An 18,492-nucleotide genomic window follows, 5' to 3' on the forward strand; every position below is an offset into this window, starting at 1 on the left:
TATTACCAATGACATTTGAATTAAAACATACGGATCGTAATCACTTATCACATCATTTTAATGCAATTCTAGGAAATCCACCCGTTGAATGGAAGATAAGTAATCATCTAGTTGAGTATCCTGAAGCTCTGCGTTATATGCAAGAACGTGTAGAAAAAATTCTTGCAAAAACCGCGCATGAACAAGTTTGGCTTCTTGAACACCCTTCCCTTTATACAGCAGGGACGAGTGCAAATAAAAAAGATCTTTTGGCGCCTAATTTATTCCCTGTTTATGAAGCAGGACGTGGAGGTGAATTTACATATCACGGTCCAGGACAGCGTATTGCTTATATCATGCTTGATCTTAAACGCCGAAAACAAGACATTCGTGCTTTCATTAGTGCATTAGAAGAATGGATCATACAGATGCTTGCAAACTTTAATATTAAAGGCGAACGCAGAGAAGATCGCGTTGGTGTCTGGGTTAAACAGTCTCATTGCCCATCAAAACAAAATGATCTTTCTTCCGAAGATAAAATTGCAGCTATTGGCATTCGAGTGCGCAAATGGATAAGTTTTCATGGAGTTTCTATCAATGTTAATCCTAATTTAGCCCATTATTCAGGAATTGTTCCTTGTGGAATTACAAACCACGGTGTAACAAGCTTTCTTGATCTAGGTTACCCTGTAACAATGCATGATATTGATATTGCTCTCAAACACGCCTTTGAACAAATTTTCGGTCCAACAATTGATGTTTCCTAAGTGCATTGATTTTTAAATAAAAAACAGGCATAAAATTACTTTAATAAATATTTTATTTTATGAGGTAGATAGTTAAACGCTATGAGCGATAACAAAAAGGATCTTTTTAGTGTTTTAAATAAAGCCCAATCTCGGGTAAATACAAAAGAAAACACTCTGCAGTCTCCAATGAAATCAAAAGCGATGATTTCAAAAAAAAGTGCAAAAGATACGCAAGAAGATGACTATAATGCCCTCTCTATTCGAGTGCTTGAGGGTTTAGAGCCCGTACGTTTACGCCCTGGAATGTATATTGGTGGAACAGACAGTAAAGCGCTTCATCATTTATTTGCCGAAATTATTGATAACGCGATGGATGAAGCTGTTGCGGGTTATGCAGATTTTATTGAGGTCTCATTAGATAGGAATGGTTATATAACCGTTACAGATAATGGACGTGGTATTCCTGTCGAAAATCATCCTCAAATGCCTGAGAAATCTACTCTTGAAGTTATTATGACACAACTCCACTCAGGGGGAAAATTTGATGGAAAGGCTTATCAAACTGCGGGTGGGCTTCATGGAGTAGGAATTTCTGTTGTCAATGCTCTTTCTGATGATATGGAAGTTGAAGTTGCACGAGAACGAAAACTTTACCGCCAACGTTTCTCACGCGGTATTCCTCAATCTGGATTGGAAGATCTAGGAGATGTTTATAATCGTCGTGGTACGCGCGTTCGTTTTCATCCTGATCGTGAAATTTTTGGTGAAAAAGCAGCTTTTGAGCCAGAAAAAATCTATAAGATGGCATGCTCCAAAGCTTATCTTTTTGGTGGCGTAAAAATTCGCTGGACTTGTGATCCCGTCATACTTGAAGGCGCAAAAAATATTCCTGAAAAAGCTGTTTTTCATTTCCCTAATGGGCTTAAAGACTATTTACTCTCGTCACTAAAAGATGAATATCGAGTAACATCAGAAATTTTTTCTGGCAAAACACAACAAAATAATGGCCATGGCTCCGTTGAATGGGCTATTGCTTGGCATGGTGGTGATTCTTGTGTGCAATCTTACTGCAATACGATTCCTACAGGAGAAGGCGGAACACACGAAATAGGATTACGTCAAGCTCTTTTGCGTGGATTGAAATCCTACGCTGAGTTAATAGGAAACAAGCGCGCAACAATTATTACGTCTGACGATATTATGATTTCAACAGCCGCAATACTTTCAGTCTTTATCAGTAACCCTGAATTTGTTGGACAAACAAAAGATCGATTAGCAACCATTGAAGCACAGCGTATCGTTGAGAATGCAATCCGCGATCCTTTTGATCATTGGTTAGCAAATTCCCCGCAAGAAGCAACAAAACTTCTCGATTGGGTTATTGAACGTGCTGAAGAACGTGTTAAACGACGCCAAGATAGAGAAATAAGTCGAAAAACTGCTGTCCGTAAATTACGTCTGCCCGGTAAACTTGCAGATTGTAGCCAGAACCATGCTGTGGGTGCTGAACTATTCATTGTTGAAGGGGATTCTGCAGGAGGATCTGCTAAACAAGCAAGAAATAGAGCAAACCAAGCAATTTTACCTCTTCGTGGTAAAATCTTAAATGTCGCCAGTGCTGCACATGAAAAAATGAACTCAAGCCAAACAATTAGCGATCTTATCCTTGCTCTTGGATGTGGAACACGCTCCAAGTATCGTGAAAAAGATCTCAGATATGAACGTATTATCATCATGACAGATGCTGATGTTGATGGTGCTCATATTGCGTCACTGCTCATTACCTTCTTCTTTCAAGAAATGCCTGACCTTATTCATCAGGGACATTTATATCTCGCCGTCCCTCCCCTTTATAGAATATCGCAAGGAGGAAAAGTTGCTTATGCTCGTGACGACATTCACAAGGATGAATTACTCAAAACTGAATTTACTGGAAAAGCTAAAGTCGAAATCGGGCGTTTTAAAGGGCTGGGTGAAATGCGCGCGGAACAACTTAAAGAAACGACTATGCATCCTCAAAAACGTACATTGCTTCGTGTTTCTATTGATCCCGTGGAAATGCAAGAAACGAAAAAGACTGTAGAAAGTCTCATGGGAACAAAACCAGAAGCACGATTTCGTTTCATACAAGAAAATTCTACTTTTGCTTCTAATCTAGACATCTAATGTAAAAAATATCCCTTTCAAACCACTGCGGCTGCGTCAATCACACGCAGTTGCGGATTGGTCGTTCCATTCCAATAATTCAAACTAAGATGACCAGCTAAATGAATCATTTCACCAATATTTTCAAAAAGAAAATCACCAAGAGATGTCCCTACAGAACGAAAAGCTATTCCTTGCAGTTTTTTTCCTTCAACATTAGATACAATGAGGCGAAGATGTCCTTTACCAACTTCAGATAGATTCACCAATCGATGAGAGGGAAGAACAAAAACAGGTGTTGCATTCCCTGTCCCAAATGGCCCTGCTTTTTCAAGCAACTCAAACAGCGCTTCATTAACACCAGAAGCAGAAAGAGAACCATCTATACTAAGAGACTTTTTAGCATGCAACTCAGAAACCCTTAAAGAAACTTTTTCTTCTAGCCATTTTCGAAAGATTTCAATTTTTGTTGATTGAATTGTAATTCCTGCTGCCATACTATGTCCCCCTCCTTTTTCTAATAAATTTAATGTAACAGCTTCACGAACGAGTGCTCCTAAATCTATACCATTAATTGAACGTCCCGACCCTACGCCATTTCCATCTTCTTTTAAAGCAATAGCAAAAACAGGACAAAAAAAACGCTCTTTGAGACGGGAAGCAAGAATACCAATAATTCCCGGATGCCATTCTTTATGAGAAATTACAAGTGACAAGGGTATTTCTTGATCTTGATAAAGAGAAGCAATATAAGATTCCGCTTGTGTTAATTGAATGTTCTCCATTTCTTGGCGTTCTTGATTAAGCCGATCTAATTGTTCTGCTATTCTGTCCGCTTCATCTTTATTCTCACAGCTAAGCAAACGTGCTCCCAAAGCTTGATCACCAATGCGCCCTCCTGCATTAATTCTAGGACCTAACAAAAAACCAAAATGAAAACTATTAAGCGGCTCCCCTATTCGTGCAACCTTTGTTAAAGCTGTTATTCCTGGATTATGCATAGAACGAGCAACTTGAAGCCCTTTTATCACAAAAGCACGGTTAACCCCCTGTAATGGAACGACATCACATATGGTTGCCAATGCAACAAGATCAAGCATACTTAAAAGATCAGGCAGCTGCCCTTGGAATTGTTTTTTCCGCAGCAAATGATGAACCCAAGCTAACGTAACAAAAACAACGCCCGCTGCACATAAATGCCCCTGTTTAGAAAAATCATCAGGACGATTAGGATTGACAAGAGCAACGGCTTCTTGATGAATCTCTGACATTTGATGATGATCTAAAATCACAACATCAGCACCAGCAAGCCTCGCTGCTTTTACCGCATCTGGACTGTTTGCGCCACAATCAACAGTGATAATTAACCGAGCACCTTCTTGCACAAGCATCCTCATTGCTTGTTCATTCGGACCATAGCCTTCAACAATACGATCAGGAATATAAATTTTGACTTCAATACCAAAATAACGAAAAAAACGCGCTATGAGTGCTGAAGAACAAGCACCATCAACATCATAATCACCAAAAACAGCAACCTGTTCTTGATTGAGAAGAGCCTTAACAATACGCTCTGCAGCGCATTGCATATCCCTAAAACTTTCTGGATCAGGCATAAGCGTACGTAATGTTGGATTAATAAAAGCAACAGCCTCAGCTTCATCCACATCTCTTGCTGAAAGTACTCGAGCTAACTGATCTGGAAAACCAAATTTTTGAGAAATAGCGCGCGCATTATTTATCCCTTGAACATCAAGGGCATCTAACCAAGCTTGACCACAAGCAGAAGATTCAACATTGAGAAAATAACGAGACCACTGCATTATTGCTCATTCTATAATGAAGAAAGATAAAATACAATCATGCGGTAAAGATAAAATAGTCTTTTGCAACATTCATTTTAAGTTTAAATGGTACACAAACTTCTTTTAATGAGGTATTATAATACCATTCTCATAACATATTGTTTTATAAAGTTTTTATTTTCTCTTGACGTCAATCAAAAGACATTATATCAGAGCAAGGTGTATGCGTTAAATATTTCGCTATGGTAACAATTTTCAACGCAAAACAGTAAAAATTCCCTTATATTAAAAGGGTTCTAATAAAGGATACTTCTATGGCAACTTTTTCACAAAAGCCAACTGAAGTGGTGAAAAAATGGGTTATTATTGACGCAGAAAACCTTGTTTTAGGTCGTCTTGCCACATTTGTTGCTAACCGCTTACGTGGCAAACATAAAGCTACATTTACTCCACATGTTGATGATGGTGACAACGTTATTGTCATTAATGCAAATAAAATAGCTCTCACTGGCAAAAAATATACGGATAAAAAATATTATTGGCATACCGGCTATATTGGTGGAATCAAACAACGTACAGCACGTCAACTTCTTGAGGGGCGTTTTCCCGAACGCGTTATTGAAAAAGCGGTAGAGCGCATGATTCCTCGTGGTCCTCTTGGTCGCCGTCAATTGAAGAATCTACGTGTTTACGCTGGAAGCCAACATCCACATGAAGCACAACAGCCTGAATCTCTTGACGTTGGTGCTTTAAACCGCAAAAACAAAAGGATTGCTTGATTATGGCTGAAATTAATTCTCTTTCTGAGCTTAGCATAGTAACAAGTATTACAGAAACACATGAAAATGTTGTTCCTGTCCACGTGCAAAAGCTTGATTCACAAGGACGTGCTTATGCAACAGGAAAGCGTAAAGACGCTGTTGCACGCGTATGGATTAAACCAGGTTCTGGAAAAATCACGATCAACAATAAGGAATTTGACAAATATTTTGCTCGTCCTGTTCTTAGAATGATTCTTCGTCAACCAATTGTTGCAACAAACAGGGATACCCAATTTGATATTATTGCAACCGTTGCAGGTGGTGGTCTTTCCGGACAAGCTGGTGCAGTGCGCCATGGCATTTCCAAAGCTTTAACCTATTACGAACCAGAACTTCGCTCAATCTTGAAAAAAGGTGGTTTTCTTACCCGTGATAGCCGTGTTGTTGAACGTAAAAAATACGGTAAAGCAAAAGCACGTCGTTCTTTCCAATTCTCAAAGCGTTAATTTCATTTTTTGTACAATGCATAAAGCCTCGGACAAAAACGGGGCTTTTTTTAACTGCTAAAACAGACCTTTCGTAGAGACAAATTTATATCTGTTAGAAGAAAACAAGAATGCAAAACAACCGATTCTCCTTAGACAAGAGCTAAAAAATAGATCAAAAAATTCAAAACCTCAGTTTCAATTTTTAAAAACTTGTATTTCTCTAATAGACGTATCCACGTGCTAGAATACAAAAATATCTGTAACATAACTTTTAGTTATCTCATAAGCTTTTCAATGTCTTTTTCTATCATTACTTAACAAGATTCAGTCCAAGAAATGCTTTACCATTGTGATAAAATGCGGGACAGAAATAGGTTTTGACATATATTCTTCACATCCACTTGCACGAATTCGTTCTTCATCCCCTTTCATAGCAAAGGCTGTTACAGCAACAACGGGAATCGATCTTAGTTCTTCATCTTCTTTTAATTGTTTAATAACATCTATTCCAGAGACCTCTGGCAACTGGATATCCACAAGGATAAGAGATGGCATTGATGAACGCGCCAAATCTAATGCCATAAGACCATTCCGCGTTTCAATGGTTTCATAGCCACTCGCTTCTACGAGATCACGGAATAGCTTCATATTAAGCTCATTATCTTCCACGATCATGACTTTTTTTGACATTAGTATAACTTCCACCCTTCTTAAACAAAGTAGAAATGAATCTACATTCTCTTTGCTTAAGATAAAATGATAAAAAAAATTGTAAACCACAAAGAGACTAAAAGCTTCCAATAAAAGCTTTTTACGCAAACATTTGTAATACTCATCACTATGCTTTTTCATTTCATAAAAATGAAACCCACAAATAGTCGTAAGATTGTATTACCGTATATTTTTTGAGTTAATATGCAAAGTTTATGGATATCTCAATTAATGCATTCGCGTTTTCATCATAAAAAAATATCAGCCACAAACTTAGCTCAAATGCGTATTTTAAAGAGGAAAAAATTTAAGTAGTCTTTAAAATAGCTGTTTAGTTAAATTTAATGTGCCATATACTGCCATCCCCCAAACAATATCTTAAGGATAAACTTATCAATATCATTAAGAGTAAAATATAAATAAACCGTGATTAAATATCACGGTTTATTTATATAAAATATTCAACAACAGAATAATTCAAAGTTCATCAAGTAAAATATCTTTTAATTCAAAGCCCATGCACTATAAGCAAAAGCATCGAATGTTCTTCCACCTGTCGTTCTTCCGGGACTCGGTGGCTTTCTAGTAAAGAAATATACAAGATATGCGATTAAACCAAAAATCGCTGCCTCCATCCCCATTAAACCCGCGACTTTTTGGACATTTTTCTCAGCCCCTTGTCCTCCAAATTGGCTAATAATCATATCAACAGCTTTAATAACTCTATTTTCCTGTGTCATTACAGAAATGAAACCAGCATTTTGAAATCTACCATTTAAAGAATCGGCATTGGCTCCTAAAACCTGTGAAAAGAAAATAGCGACTGCAACCACACATACTATACAATGCTTAAATATTTTCATCATAACCACCTATTGACAATGTTTAATAAAATAAATTTTCTTTACCGCCCCCTCTAAATAGAAAACATTACGTCATCTATAGATAAAGTATATTTATCTTCTTATAATAAAAAATATAATACAAAACTTTAATTAATAATTTTATTTTAATTGCTATTTTTATATTATATTACATTTACAATATACCCGTTACATATTTATCTTAAGTTTGTCAATTATTTTATTTGTGTTTTTATATTATACAATTTAATGCTAAAATGTATTAAATTAGAATTATTTTATTGTTTTTATTATAATTTTAGTTTTATTATCATAAATATTATTATGGTATTACAGTACAAAAAATACCAACGTGTTGTTTTTTAGTTACACGTACTGTTTTTTATTTTTTATATAATATAGTAAGATAAATATTTTTAAAATTTACAGAAAACAAAAAAATACTTTATTGAAAGATTCTGATAAAATTATTTTCATTATTATAAATTAGGAAGAAATAGCTGTCCCAGTAAAAAAATTAGCGTAAACTCCAGCTTAGCTCTTTGATTGAAAAAGCTAAATCAGATACAATAAGAGATAACTTTTGGTGAACGCGCCAAATCTAATGCCATAAGGACATTACACATTTTGACGATTTCACAGCCTCTCGTTTCTACAAGAACGCGGAATAATTTTAATAAAATTCTTTAATAAAGTTCATTGTCTTCCACGATTATAACTTTCTGACTTTTATATCATCCCCCTAATCCATTAAATTTACGAATTGTTTTTTTAAAACTTATGAAAGTCATGGCAATAAAAAGAAAAGTACTCAACAGAAGATATCCAATATTCCATTCGCCTTTACCAAATAACAGTGAAACGGGCAAAGAAGCAGAAAAAGCCATAGGAAGCATAAACAAAAACCATTTTACGATGCTTAAAGGATAAATGCCTATTGGTACAAATGACAGCTCGTAAATCATTTCATGAAAATATTCGACAGGCATCTTACGGCTAATAATAAATGTTATAAAATTAAACATCATGAAAAAACAAATATTGACGATAAAAACACAAAATATTGCAACAATAAAAGAGATCCATCTGAGCTTAAGATCGGATATATTCGGTAATGATACAAATAAATAGGCACTAACATAAAGAACAAAGAGCTTGATCAGATTAAGTGGTTTACACCAACCAAACAACATCAACAACCAGATTGAAACAGGCTTTATCAAGTATGGCTCAATTTTACCATCCGCTACTTTTTCAAAAAATGTTTCAATAGAATTAGTAAAAATATTCAAAAATATTCCAAGTAAAACAAAGACAACAAAGATAAAATGAATTTCATCTGTGCTATAGTTACCGATCTTTCCTGAAAAAGAAGATATTCTATCAATAAATATGAATTGAATAAAATAATAGCATAGAGAAAGAATAAACTCCCCAGCCAAATTCTTACCATAAACAATCTGTCGGCGGATATTCAGGCTGATAAAATGAAGGATTATTTTCATCTCAACCACCCGCTCCATTATATGCTTTCATTCCTTTATTCCAAGCAATATAAATTAAGAATAAAAGACACAAAATATAAGTAAAACTTCCGAAAATAAACTGCTGAAACAACGCTAAATTTTGCGTCGCGAAAAACTCGGCAGGAGCTGATATCATGAAACGATAAGGATTAAATTGCATAAGCGGAATAAGCCATACCGGCCAAAAAGATGGTGGTAAAAGAACACCCCCAAGAAGTGCTGAACTGAGAATACTGAAAGAGAGTAATATATTGTACTCAATCACCAAAAAGCTTAATAAGGCAATTCCAAAAGAGATTAAAAAACAAAGCAATTGTGATAGAATAACAATGAGAAAAAAGAATAGAAAAGCGATGACCAATCCCAGAATATTTTCATAGGATGAAACAAGCTTAACTACAAAAAGAGCCAATAACGGGATGCTATATAATACACTCTCCCCTAAAAAAGTAAAAAGCATTTGTGTCATATAACTGAAGGGCTTTGTAAGATATACTTCTAATTGACCTTCTTTAACATGATGAGAGAAAAACTTAATCACATTATAACCATTATTTAAGCGTCCTAGGACTAAAGCAAAAGCATAATAATACATCATATCATGAAAGCTAAAGCCATTTATGGTGTTGCCCATATCAGAGAAAAGTGCATTCCATAATAGAAGTTGAATAACAAATGGCGAAAGTGTCCCAATGATAATATCGGTAAAAAACATTACTCTATCACTTAGAACAGTGAGTAATCCATTCTTGGCAAAAAGAAACATACCAAAGCAGTGGTTAGATAAATTCTTTAAATTTAACACGGAGCATCTCTTCAAGCGAGGGAGTGGATACAGAGAACGTACAGTTCAGTTCGGTTGTAATTTCGCGTACAAAACGCGCAAAATCCTCACGGGGCAGCGAAACCTCCAGCGAGCATTCTTCAGCGTTAAAGTGCTTATCCTTTAAAGAAGTAGATGATTTCAACGCAATCTCATCAATTTTTTCTACAACAGATGAAGATGTAGCTACGTGTTCACAAAAAAGCGTCATTCTCACCAAAGAAGGAATGACATTTTTAAGCGCTTGAAGATTGCCATGAAACTGTTTCTTTCCCTTATGCAAGAGAATAATATCATCAACGTATCCATCAATATCTCCCATATCATGACTCGTGATGATATACCCTGTGCCGCGCTCCCTTTTCAGTTTTTTAAGAAGCTCCCTGATTTCATGCTTAGATGTAATATCAAGACCAATACTTGGCTCATCGAGAAACAACAGTTTAGGTCTAAAGGAGAGATTAAATGCCAATTCACTTTTCACTCTCTCACCCAGACTAAGCATCCGCACTGGCTTATCCATAATATGCTCAAGACCCAGCAACTCTGTAATCTCTCTAAGATCACGGGTAAAAGAGGCGCGTTCAAGACCATATAATGGTCGAACCATATCCAGACTGTAGCGTAAGGGTAAATCCCACCACAAACAATTCTTGTGACCAAAGACCACACCCAAAGACTTGAACAGATCTTTTTTTGCTTTATAAGGATCAACACCAAGGACTTTAATACATCCCTCATCAGCATATTGTATACCAGAAAGTATTTTAATCAGTGTCGATTTACCCGCTCCGTTAGGGCCAAGAATTGCTAATGATTGCCCTGAAAAGAGGGTAAAACTCATATCTTTTAACACATGATGATTTGTATAAACCGGCTTGAAGAGAGAAACCACCTTGTTTTTAAAACCAATTCCTCTGTCAATGTTGCGATATATTTTTGAGACGTTATTAACGTCAATCAATAATGATCCCATCAGTCACTCCTAATTTCAACTTATCCCCCCCTTTGAATGTTCCCATAATAAATATCTGTTTTTGTTCACTAGACAAAACAAAAGTGTTCAAGCCCTCCTTAGAGCAATAAAACGCACCTGACGTTTTATCTCCAATTTTTTGTCTAGATATTTTTTCAATGTGATGAGTTCACTTCAATGAAGCATTAAGATACTAAAAACTTATTTCTTCTTTTATGAAAGATAATCTTTTGGATAAACTAAGTAAGTAGAAAAATAATTGCTCATTGAAAGAAGAACTTTGCTAATAAACCTTCATATAAACAAAGATACAAAGCATAAATCTATACTATAAGCATATCAAACAACATTGATAACAAACCAAACTTCCTTGACAAAAGGAATTCCTTGAGAAGATACTTTTCCTCAGCATTACTATAAAATGCCTCAATTATCTCCCATGAAAAAATTAAAATCGCCTTCACTATTTTAGTAAATATCTTTCAGATTTTATCTAACTCATCTCCCTCAACAGACACGCCTCCCCAATATATGACCTCTGTAGATAATTCAAAGGAGCAGCTTCATCAACTCAGATTATTAAACAATACATCGTATCCCAAAATAACAATACAATCAATATGGATAAAGAGCTGTAGAAAGAAAACTTACAATATTCGAAAATTTCATCACTCAAAAACACAATTTTCTTATAGCGATTTACTTATCAAAAACTTTCTCCAAATGATGCACTATTCATCTTATCAAATTTATAGACAAAATTTGTATCAATCAAAAAGAACAAATGAAGTTTCTTTACTCTGTTTCAGCATCACTCTCATTAAAAGACAAAAGATTAAAACTTTGGACCATATGAGGCGGTAAAGGTGCAACAATATCCAATATTCCTCCTGAAGGATGAGGAATACGAATACGACGTGCATGAAGATGAAGACGGTTTTGAATTCCTCCTGGTAATGTCCAATTACTATCAGAAAAAAAATACTTTGTATCGCCAATGATCGGATGATCCATATAGGCAGCATGCACACGAAGCTGATGTGTTCTCCCTGTATAGGGTTCCATTTCAAGCCACGAAAGAGCCCGCCCTCGCGTATCTAAAACGCGATAGTAGGAAACCGCATGATGTGAATCTGGCTCCCCATGTTCACAAACACGCATTTTATCACCTTGTGCAGTCATTTCCTTAACCATCCACGTTGAAATTTTGTCCTGCTTTTTTTTAGGCACGCCCCGAACCAACGCCCAATAAGTCTTTTTTGTTTCTCGCGCTCTAAAAGCAGCTGTTAAGGACTGAGCCGCTCCCCTTGATCGCGCAACAATAAAGACACCCGACGTCTCACGATCAAGACGATGAACCAAACGCGGCTTTTCACCTTTTTTATTGCGCCATACCTCAAGCATACTATCCATATGACGTGTTAAACCAGAACCTCCTTGTACAGCCAACCCAGCTGGCTTGTTAAAAACAAATACCTTTGGATCTTCATAAAGCAGCATTTTTTTCAAAACGGTTTCATCATCCTGCCCACGAAGTGTTTTATCCGTTATTGAAAGATTTTCCTTGTCACTAATAGGGAGAGGTGGAATACGAACAGCTTGCCCCATACAAAGACGCGTATCGGCTTTAACACGTCCACCATCAAGCCGTATCTGACCAGAACGCAACAATTTCTGCAAAGCTCCAAAACCAAGTCCTGGATAATGCACTTTAAACCAGCGATCTAAGCGCATTCCATTTTCATCTACCTCAACTTTTTTTATTTCTACGCCTGCCATGAAAATTCCCTTACCTGTTAATTTTCTCTGCCCAAAATTTTTTACCTGATAATTTTATTGATCTGTTTTGCGCCTTTATAAACACAAAAATTCATATTTTAGTTGGCTTTATCACACCATATTACAGTTAGTATCCAAAATTGCCTTTTCTTAACGGTCAAATTCTATTAGCTAAAAACTAAGCGTTATAAAAATCAACAGCCTTTACGCTTAATAGCGAATGGAGATAATTAACCGTGTCCTTATTCAAAACCTATGCACGTGTTCTCACTTACCTAAATAGAGAAAAAAATGCATCTCTTTTAATCTGTACCGCTAATGTTATATTAGCTATTATCACCATTGCAGAACCTATTTTATTCGGACGTGTTATTGATTCTATTTCAGAAAAATCAGCTATCATTCCTACTCTTACCCTTTGGGTTTGTTTTGGACTTTCACATATTATTGCTTATGTCCTTGTTGCTCGCGGTGCTGACCGCTTAGCCCATAGACGCCGCTTAACGGTTTTAACGGAATCTTTCGAACGTATCATTGCCATGCCTTTAATTTGGCATCAACAACGTGGGACTTCCAACGCACTCCATACACTTTTGCGCGCAATGGATTCCATGTCAACCATATGGCTTGATTTTATGCGCCAACACCTCTCAACACTTGTCGCCTTATTGGTTCTCATCCCCATAGCGTTTAATATGAATTGGCGTCTTTCAATAGTCTTGGTTGTACTTGCCATCATCTACGTATTAATTGCACGTTTAGTGATGCGAAAAACAAAAGACGGACAAGCCGCTGTAGAATGCTACCATCACAACCTTTTTAAACATGTCAGTGATTCAATCTCTAATGTTTCCATTGTACAAAGTTATAACCGAATAGAAGAAGAAACTTCTATACTGCATCAACATACAAATGCTCTGCTTAAAGCACAAAATCCTGTTCTCAATTGGTGGGCGCTGGCCAGTGGCTTAAATCGAATGGCTTCAACAATTTCAATCGTTTGTGTTCTTCTCCTTGGAGCTTTTTTTGTTGCAAAAGGTCAATTACGAGTAGGTGAAGTTGTTGCTTTTGTTGGATTTGCACAACTCATGATTAGCCGTCTAGACCAAATGAGTAATTTTATTAATTGTGCAATATCCTCACAAGCAAAACTGCAAGAATTTTTTGAAATGGAAGACTCAACCTTTCATATCAACGAACCGCAAAATCTTCCTTCCCTTCAAAATGTTAAAGGCGCCATACAATTCCATCACGTGACCTATAAATTCCCAAATTCTTCTCAAGGTGTTTTTGATGTTTCCTTTGAGGTTAAAGCAGGACAAACTGTTGCGATTGTAGGACCAACAGGGGCTGGGAAGACAACATTGATCAATCTGTTGCAGCGCGTATACGACCCTGCCTTTGGGCATATCTCCATTGATGGAATAAATATATGCTCGATCAATCGCGAATCTTTACGCAAATCTCTAGCAACAGTATTTCAAGACTCGGGTCTTTTCAACCGTACTATTCATGACAATATTTCAATAGGAAAAACGAGCGCAACAAATGAAGAACTTTATGAAGCAGCAAAAATAGCAGAAGCTCACGATTTTATTCTAAAAAAAGCTGATTGTTATAACACAATAGTGGGCGAACGAGGATCTCAATTATCAGGTGGAGAAAAACAGCGACTAGCAATTGCACGCGCTGTTTTAAAAAATGCCCCTATTCTCATTCTAGATGAAGCAACAAGCGCTCTTGATGTTGAAACAGAAGCACGTGTCAAAGATGCTCTCGATTCCATACGCCATAACCGCACTACTTTTATTATAGCACATCGCCTCTCAACAGTACGCAATGCTGATATGATACTCTTTCTGGAACATGGTTACTTAATGGAAAAAGGAAACTTTCAAGAATTGATCGATAAAGGAGGGCGTTTCTCTAAATTTTTAAAGGCAAGTGGTTTAACAATCAAACCACCAGACAGAGAAGGAGAAAATGTTATCCCCTTACACGAAGCCATAGCATCATAAAAATGATACTCTTCATAAATCTTATGCAAAAAAATCCTCCTCAATACAACAAGAGCGCTTGTATAATGCAAGTAAAAAGATTTCTAAAAATGCCACAATCCATTTCAGGTATTTAAGACAGATATTAAAACAATTTAGTATTTTCTCTGCTATTGCAATTTTACTAGATTGGGACAAAAATATTGCCCTATATCTGTGCGTATTAACGAGTATACACTCTCATTTAGGGAAAATATAAAGATGTAAAGGTAAAAATAACTTCCAGTTTTACCGTCTTCTTTTAACTCAGCTTTACGAATTTCAAAACGAACTGAAGCAATAGCTTTTTAATAATAAATATTATGTATTGCTTTTTGTTTATCACGTTCTTTATAGTCCTCTCATAAAGAACAGAATGTCATTGTTTTGCACATTCATATGGCTTTTTTAGAAACATTTCTCAATGCTCCTAAGCCCATTTCACAACGACATCCATGAGTGATTTTGATTAATTTAACATACACAGAATTTGAAACGATAAATTATCATTATAAATCAATATATTAAGATAATCTCATCATAATAAATTAGATATTAATCTAAATCTTTAGATTTGTGTAACATTCCTTTGATTTATATTGATAATTCATTATTTTATAACTTGAAATAAAGATTTATAAAGATAGGAGAATATTCTTTTCAAGACCTTTTAATGATAAATAAAAAAACTGTTTGCTTGTACATAACAAGAAAAATGAAAACAATACAATATCTCTAAGATACAACAACTCTTTTATAAGCCTTTTCAAGGAAAGGGATTTTAGTTATTTGAAAGCTAATAAAATAATGACAGCTTATAACTTTATAAGGATAATCGTATGCAATAAATCTTGTATTATCCCTTTCATAAAAAGAGATATTTCTTCAAAAAAATCTATAGGAGCAACACAATAACTAGTCTTCTTAGTAAAAGAATACACAGCAAAGCATGAAGTGCTGCATAATCTATTTTGTCTTTACAATTGGATTTTCCCCCAATTACGCTGTATCTGATTTCAGCAACACACCAGATAGATATTCGTGATACTTAGACGCCAACCCAATATAAAAATGTAAGAAACACCTATGCAGAATGATTTCATTCTTTAATTTTTTCCAGAAAATCTTTTAGTGCCGCAAATGCCTCATCAGCTTTGTTCCCCTCAGGACCACCAGCCTGCGCCATATCAGGACGGCCACCTCCACCTTTACCACCAAGCATACCTGAAAGAATACGAACGAGATCAACAGCATTTAACTTATCCGTTAAATCATCCGTAACGCCGACAACAGCACTCCCTTTTCCATCTTCTGAGACACTAATAAAAGCAACCACTCCAGATCCGATTTGTTTTTTCTCAGAATCAACGAGCGCCTTAAGATCCCGTGGTAAAATATTTTTAACAACGCGTCCGGTAAAAGAAAGCCCATTGATGATGGTAATATCACCTTGGCTCCTTTCTGTTATTCCACCACTCAACATCATTTTCTTGCGTACATCATTCAATTCTTTTTCAAGTTTACGACGATCATCAAGCAAAATTCGCACCCGTTCTTCCACGCCAGCAGAAGAAGTTTTTAAAAGATCAGCAATTTCATGAATACGTTCATCTTGGCGGCTAAGATAAAGACGTGCTTCTTTGCCTGTTAAAGCTTCAATACGCCGCACTCCAGCCGAAACAGAACTTTCAGAAAAAATATGAATCAAACCAATATCACCTGTTCGCTCCACATGTGTGCCTCCACAAAGCTCTATTGACCAATGCTTTTTTAATCTTCGCTGTTCAAGTGGCTCCCCCATAGAAACAACGCGAACTTCATCACCATATTTCTCACCAAATAATGCCATTGCACCTTCAGAAATTGCATCATCTACAGCCATGAGGCGCGTTATCACTCTACTATTTTGCAAAATAATCTCATTTGCTAAATCTTCTATTTTTTTCAGTTCTTCTGGTGAAACGGATTTTGGATGAGAAAAATCAAAACGCAACCGATCTGGCGATACAAGAGAGCCTTTTTGTGTAACATGAGATCCCAAAACTTGTCGTAAAGCTTCATGTAACAAATGAGTAGCAGAATGATTTCCACGAATTTTTTTACGACGGACAACATCAACGGTTAATTCTACACAATCAGACCTCGATGCCTGACCAGATTTCACCTCCCCAATATGGATAAAAACACCATCACCCTTTCTTTGGGTATCATGCACCTCAAAAATAAAATTTTCACCAGAAATGATACCACTATCACCAATTTGTCCACCAGATTCACCATAAAAAGGTGTCTGATTAACAACAAGCATAGCTTTCTGACCTGAAGAAATATGATCAACAAGTTTACCATCACACACGAGAGCTGTAAGAATGCCTTTAGCCGTTTCTGTTTCATAACCCAAAAATTCTGTAGCCCCCACTTTATCACGAACAGAAAACCAGATCTTTTCTGTTACAGCTTCCCCAGAACCAGACCAATTGGCACGCGCTTCCTCTTTTTGACGTTCCATCGCTTTATCAAAGGTATCAACATCAACAGATATTCCACGACGCCGCAAAACATCCTGCGTTAAATCAAGCGGAAAACCATAGGTATCATAAAGCTTGAAAGCAACTTCACCATTTAAATGATCTCCTTCTTTAAGATCGGTACTTGCTTCATTTAACAAACCAAGTCCTCGTTCAAGCGTTTTACGAAAACGTATTTCTTCTAACCTTAAAGTTTCTGAAATTAAAGATTCAGCACGCACCAATTCAGGATAGGCTTGTCCCATTTCGCGGTTTAAAGCAGGCAAAAGTCGCCACAATAAGGGCTCTTTAGCACCAAGAAGATGCGCATGACGCATAGCACGACGCATAATACGACGTAAAACATATCCTCTTCCTTCATTAGAAGGAAGCACACCATCAGCAATCAAAAATGCAGATGAACGAAGATGATCAGCAATGACACGATGACTGGCAATAAAATCACCCTTTGCCTCAATCCCTGTAATTTCTTCTGATGCAGCAATTAATGCACGAAAAAGATCAATGTCATAATTATCATGAACGCCCTGTAAAACAGCAGCAATACGCTCTAATCCCATACCGGTATCAATAGAAGGATGAGGCAAATCAACACGTTTTTCCTGAGAAATCTGCTCATATTGCATAAAAACAAGATTCCAAATCTCAATAAAGCGATCGCCATCTTCTTCCATACTTCCAGGAGGACCACCCCAGATTTCATCGCCATGATCATAAAAAATCTCCGAACAAGGACCACAAGGTCCTGTTTCTCCCATCGACCAAAAATTATCAGCCGTCGCAATACGGACAATTTTTTCATCTGGAAGACCTGAAATTCTACGCCACAGTTCAGCAGCAACATCATCACTATGGTAAACTGTCACCAACAATTTATCTTTTGGTAGGCAAAATTCCTTCGTTAAAAGATTCCATGATAAAAGAATGGCTTCTTCTTTGAAATAATCACCGAAAGAAAAATTACCCAGCATTTCAAAAAATGTATGATGGCGTGCCGTATAACCAACATTATCAAGATCATTATGCTTTCCACCCGCACGAACACATTTTTGTGCCGTTGTTGCCTGCTTATAAGGAGGTTGTTCAAGTCCAGTAAAAACATTTTTAAACTGCACCATCCCTGCATTTGTAAACATAAGTGTAGGATCATTTCTCGGAACAAGCGGACTAGAAGAAAGAACTTTATGCCCATTACGATGAAAATAATCCAAAAATATTGACCGAATATTATTAACACTATTCATACTGACACCTGCTCAATACAGCACAAAACCATAAAAGAAAAATCCCCCTCATTAAATATCCTCTTCGCCAAGCATGGAG

Annotated in this window: 13 protein-coding genes; 5 read left to right on the forward strand and 8 right to left on the reverse strand. The window is 36.4% G+C overall.

What is annotated here, in order from left to right:
- Nucleotides 1–8 precede the first annotated feature (8 nt).
- Together lipB and parE are read left to right on the forward strand one after the other, a co-directional pair.
- Entirely contained in the window at nt 9–746 is a 738-nt protein-coding gene (gene lipB, locus ACFIJ7_RS05040) for a lipoyl(octanoyl) transferase LipB (RefSeq protein ID WP_375635860.1), read from the forward strand.
- A gap of 81 nt (nt 747–827) precedes the next feature.
- Nucleotides 828–2,894 carry a DNA topoisomerase IV subunit B gene (parE, locus tag ACFIJ7_RS05045; RefSeq protein ID WP_375644751.1) on the forward strand — a complete coding sequence of 689 codons (2,067 nt, stop codon included), beginning with the start codon at nt 828–830 and terminating at the stop codon, nt 2,892–2,894.
- Between the two features lie 17 nt (nt 2,895–2,911).
- Here the strand turns inward: parE and recJ are convergent, their stop codons facing one another.
- A complete protein-coding gene (gene recJ / locus ACFIJ7_RS05050) occupies nt 2,912–4,696 on the reverse strand; it encodes a single-stranded-DNA-specific exonuclease RecJ (protein WP_375644752.1) in 1,785 nt (594 codons plus the stop codon).
- Between the two features lie 296 nt (nt 4,697–4,992).
- On the opposite strand from recJ, the gene rplM reads away from it, so the two are divergent.
- Both rplM and rpsI read left to right on the forward strand, forming a co-directional pair.
- Nucleotides 4,993–5,457: a 50S ribosomal protein L13 gene (gene rplM / locus ACFIJ7_RS05055; protein ID WP_375635857.1), complete on the forward strand. Its 465-nt coding sequence runs from the start codon at nt 4,993–4,995 to the stop codon at nt 5,455–5,457.
- Nucleotides 5,458–5,459: 2 nt separating this feature from the next.
- Complete coding sequence (gene rpsI / locus ACFIJ7_RS05060) at nt 5,460–5,945, forward strand: 30S ribosomal protein S9 (RefSeq protein WP_015856545.1); 486 nt, start codon at nt 5,460–5,462, stop codon at nt 5,943–5,945.
- A gap of 306 nt (nt 5,946–6,251) precedes the next feature.
- On the opposite strand, the gene ACFIJ7_RS05065 is transcribed toward rpsI, so the two are convergent.
- From ACFIJ7_RS05065 to ACFIJ7_RS05090, 6 genes are all read right to left on the reverse strand, one after another.
- Nucleotides 6,252–6,617 carry a response regulator gene (locus tag ACFIJ7_RS05065; RefSeq protein WP_015856546.1) on the reverse strand — a complete coding sequence of 122 codons (366 nt, stop codon included), beginning with the start codon at nt 6,615–6,617 and terminating at the stop codon, nt 6,252–6,254.
- 524 nt (nt 6,618–7,141) lie between these two features.
- A complete protein-coding gene (locus tag ACFIJ7_RS05070; protein WP_375635927.1) occupies nt 7,142–7,501 on the reverse strand; it encodes a hypothetical protein in 360 nt (119 codons plus the stop codon).
- Nucleotides 7,502–8,235: 734 nt separating this feature from the next.
- Nucleotides 8,236–9,024 (reverse strand): ABC-2 family transporter protein, encoded by a 789-nt coding sequence (locus ACFIJ7_RS05075; protein WP_375644753.1) that lies wholly within the window; start codon nt 9,022–9,024, stop codon nt 8,236–8,238.
- On the reverse strand, nt 9,008–9,832 hold the full coding sequence (locus ACFIJ7_RS05080) for an ABC-2 family transporter protein (RefSeq protein ID WP_375635855.1): 825 nt from the start codon (nt 9,830–9,832) through the stop codon (nt 9,008–9,010). Before ACFIJ7_RS05080 ends, ACFIJ7_RS05075 begins: the two co-directional genes overlap by 17 nt.
- Nucleotides 9,807–10,826, reverse strand: coding sequence for an ATP-binding cassette domain-containing protein (locus ACFIJ7_RS05085; RefSeq protein WP_375644754.1), 1,020 nt, complete (start codon nt 10,824–10,826; stop codon nt 9,807–9,809). Before ACFIJ7_RS05085 ends, ACFIJ7_RS05080 begins: the two co-directional genes overlap by 26 nt.
- Before the next feature lie 795 nt (nt 10,827–11,621).
- The gene (locus ACFIJ7_RS05090) at nt 11,622–12,605 is read right to left on the reverse strand and encodes an RluA family pseudouridine synthase (RefSeq protein ID WP_375635852.1); all 984 of its coding nucleotides are present in this window, start codon (nt 12,603–12,605) and stop codon (nt 11,622–11,624) included.
- A gap of 236 nt (nt 12,606–12,841) precedes the next feature.
- Here ACFIJ7_RS05090 and ACFIJ7_RS05095 point away from each other — a divergent pair, with 236 nt between their 5' ends.
- Complete coding sequence (locus ACFIJ7_RS05095) at nt 12,842–14,623, forward strand: glucan ABC transporter ATP-binding protein/ permease (protein ID WP_375644755.1); 1,782 nt, start codon at nt 12,842–12,844, stop codon at nt 14,621–14,623.
- Between the two features lie 1,117 nt (nt 14,624–15,740).
- Here the strand turns inward: ACFIJ7_RS05095 and alaS are convergent.
- Nucleotides 15,741–18,413: an alanine--tRNA ligase gene (alaS, locus tag ACFIJ7_RS05100; protein ID WP_375644756.1), complete on the reverse strand. Its 2,673-nt coding sequence runs from the start codon at nt 18,411–18,413 to the stop codon at nt 15,741–15,743.
- Nucleotides 18,414–18,492: the final 79 nt, after the last annotated feature.

The organism is Bartonella sp. MR100HLJHH (assembly GCF_042194215.1).
Lineage (GTDB): Bacteria > Pseudomonadota > Alphaproteobacteria > Rhizobiales > Rhizobiaceae > Bartonella > Bartonella grahamii.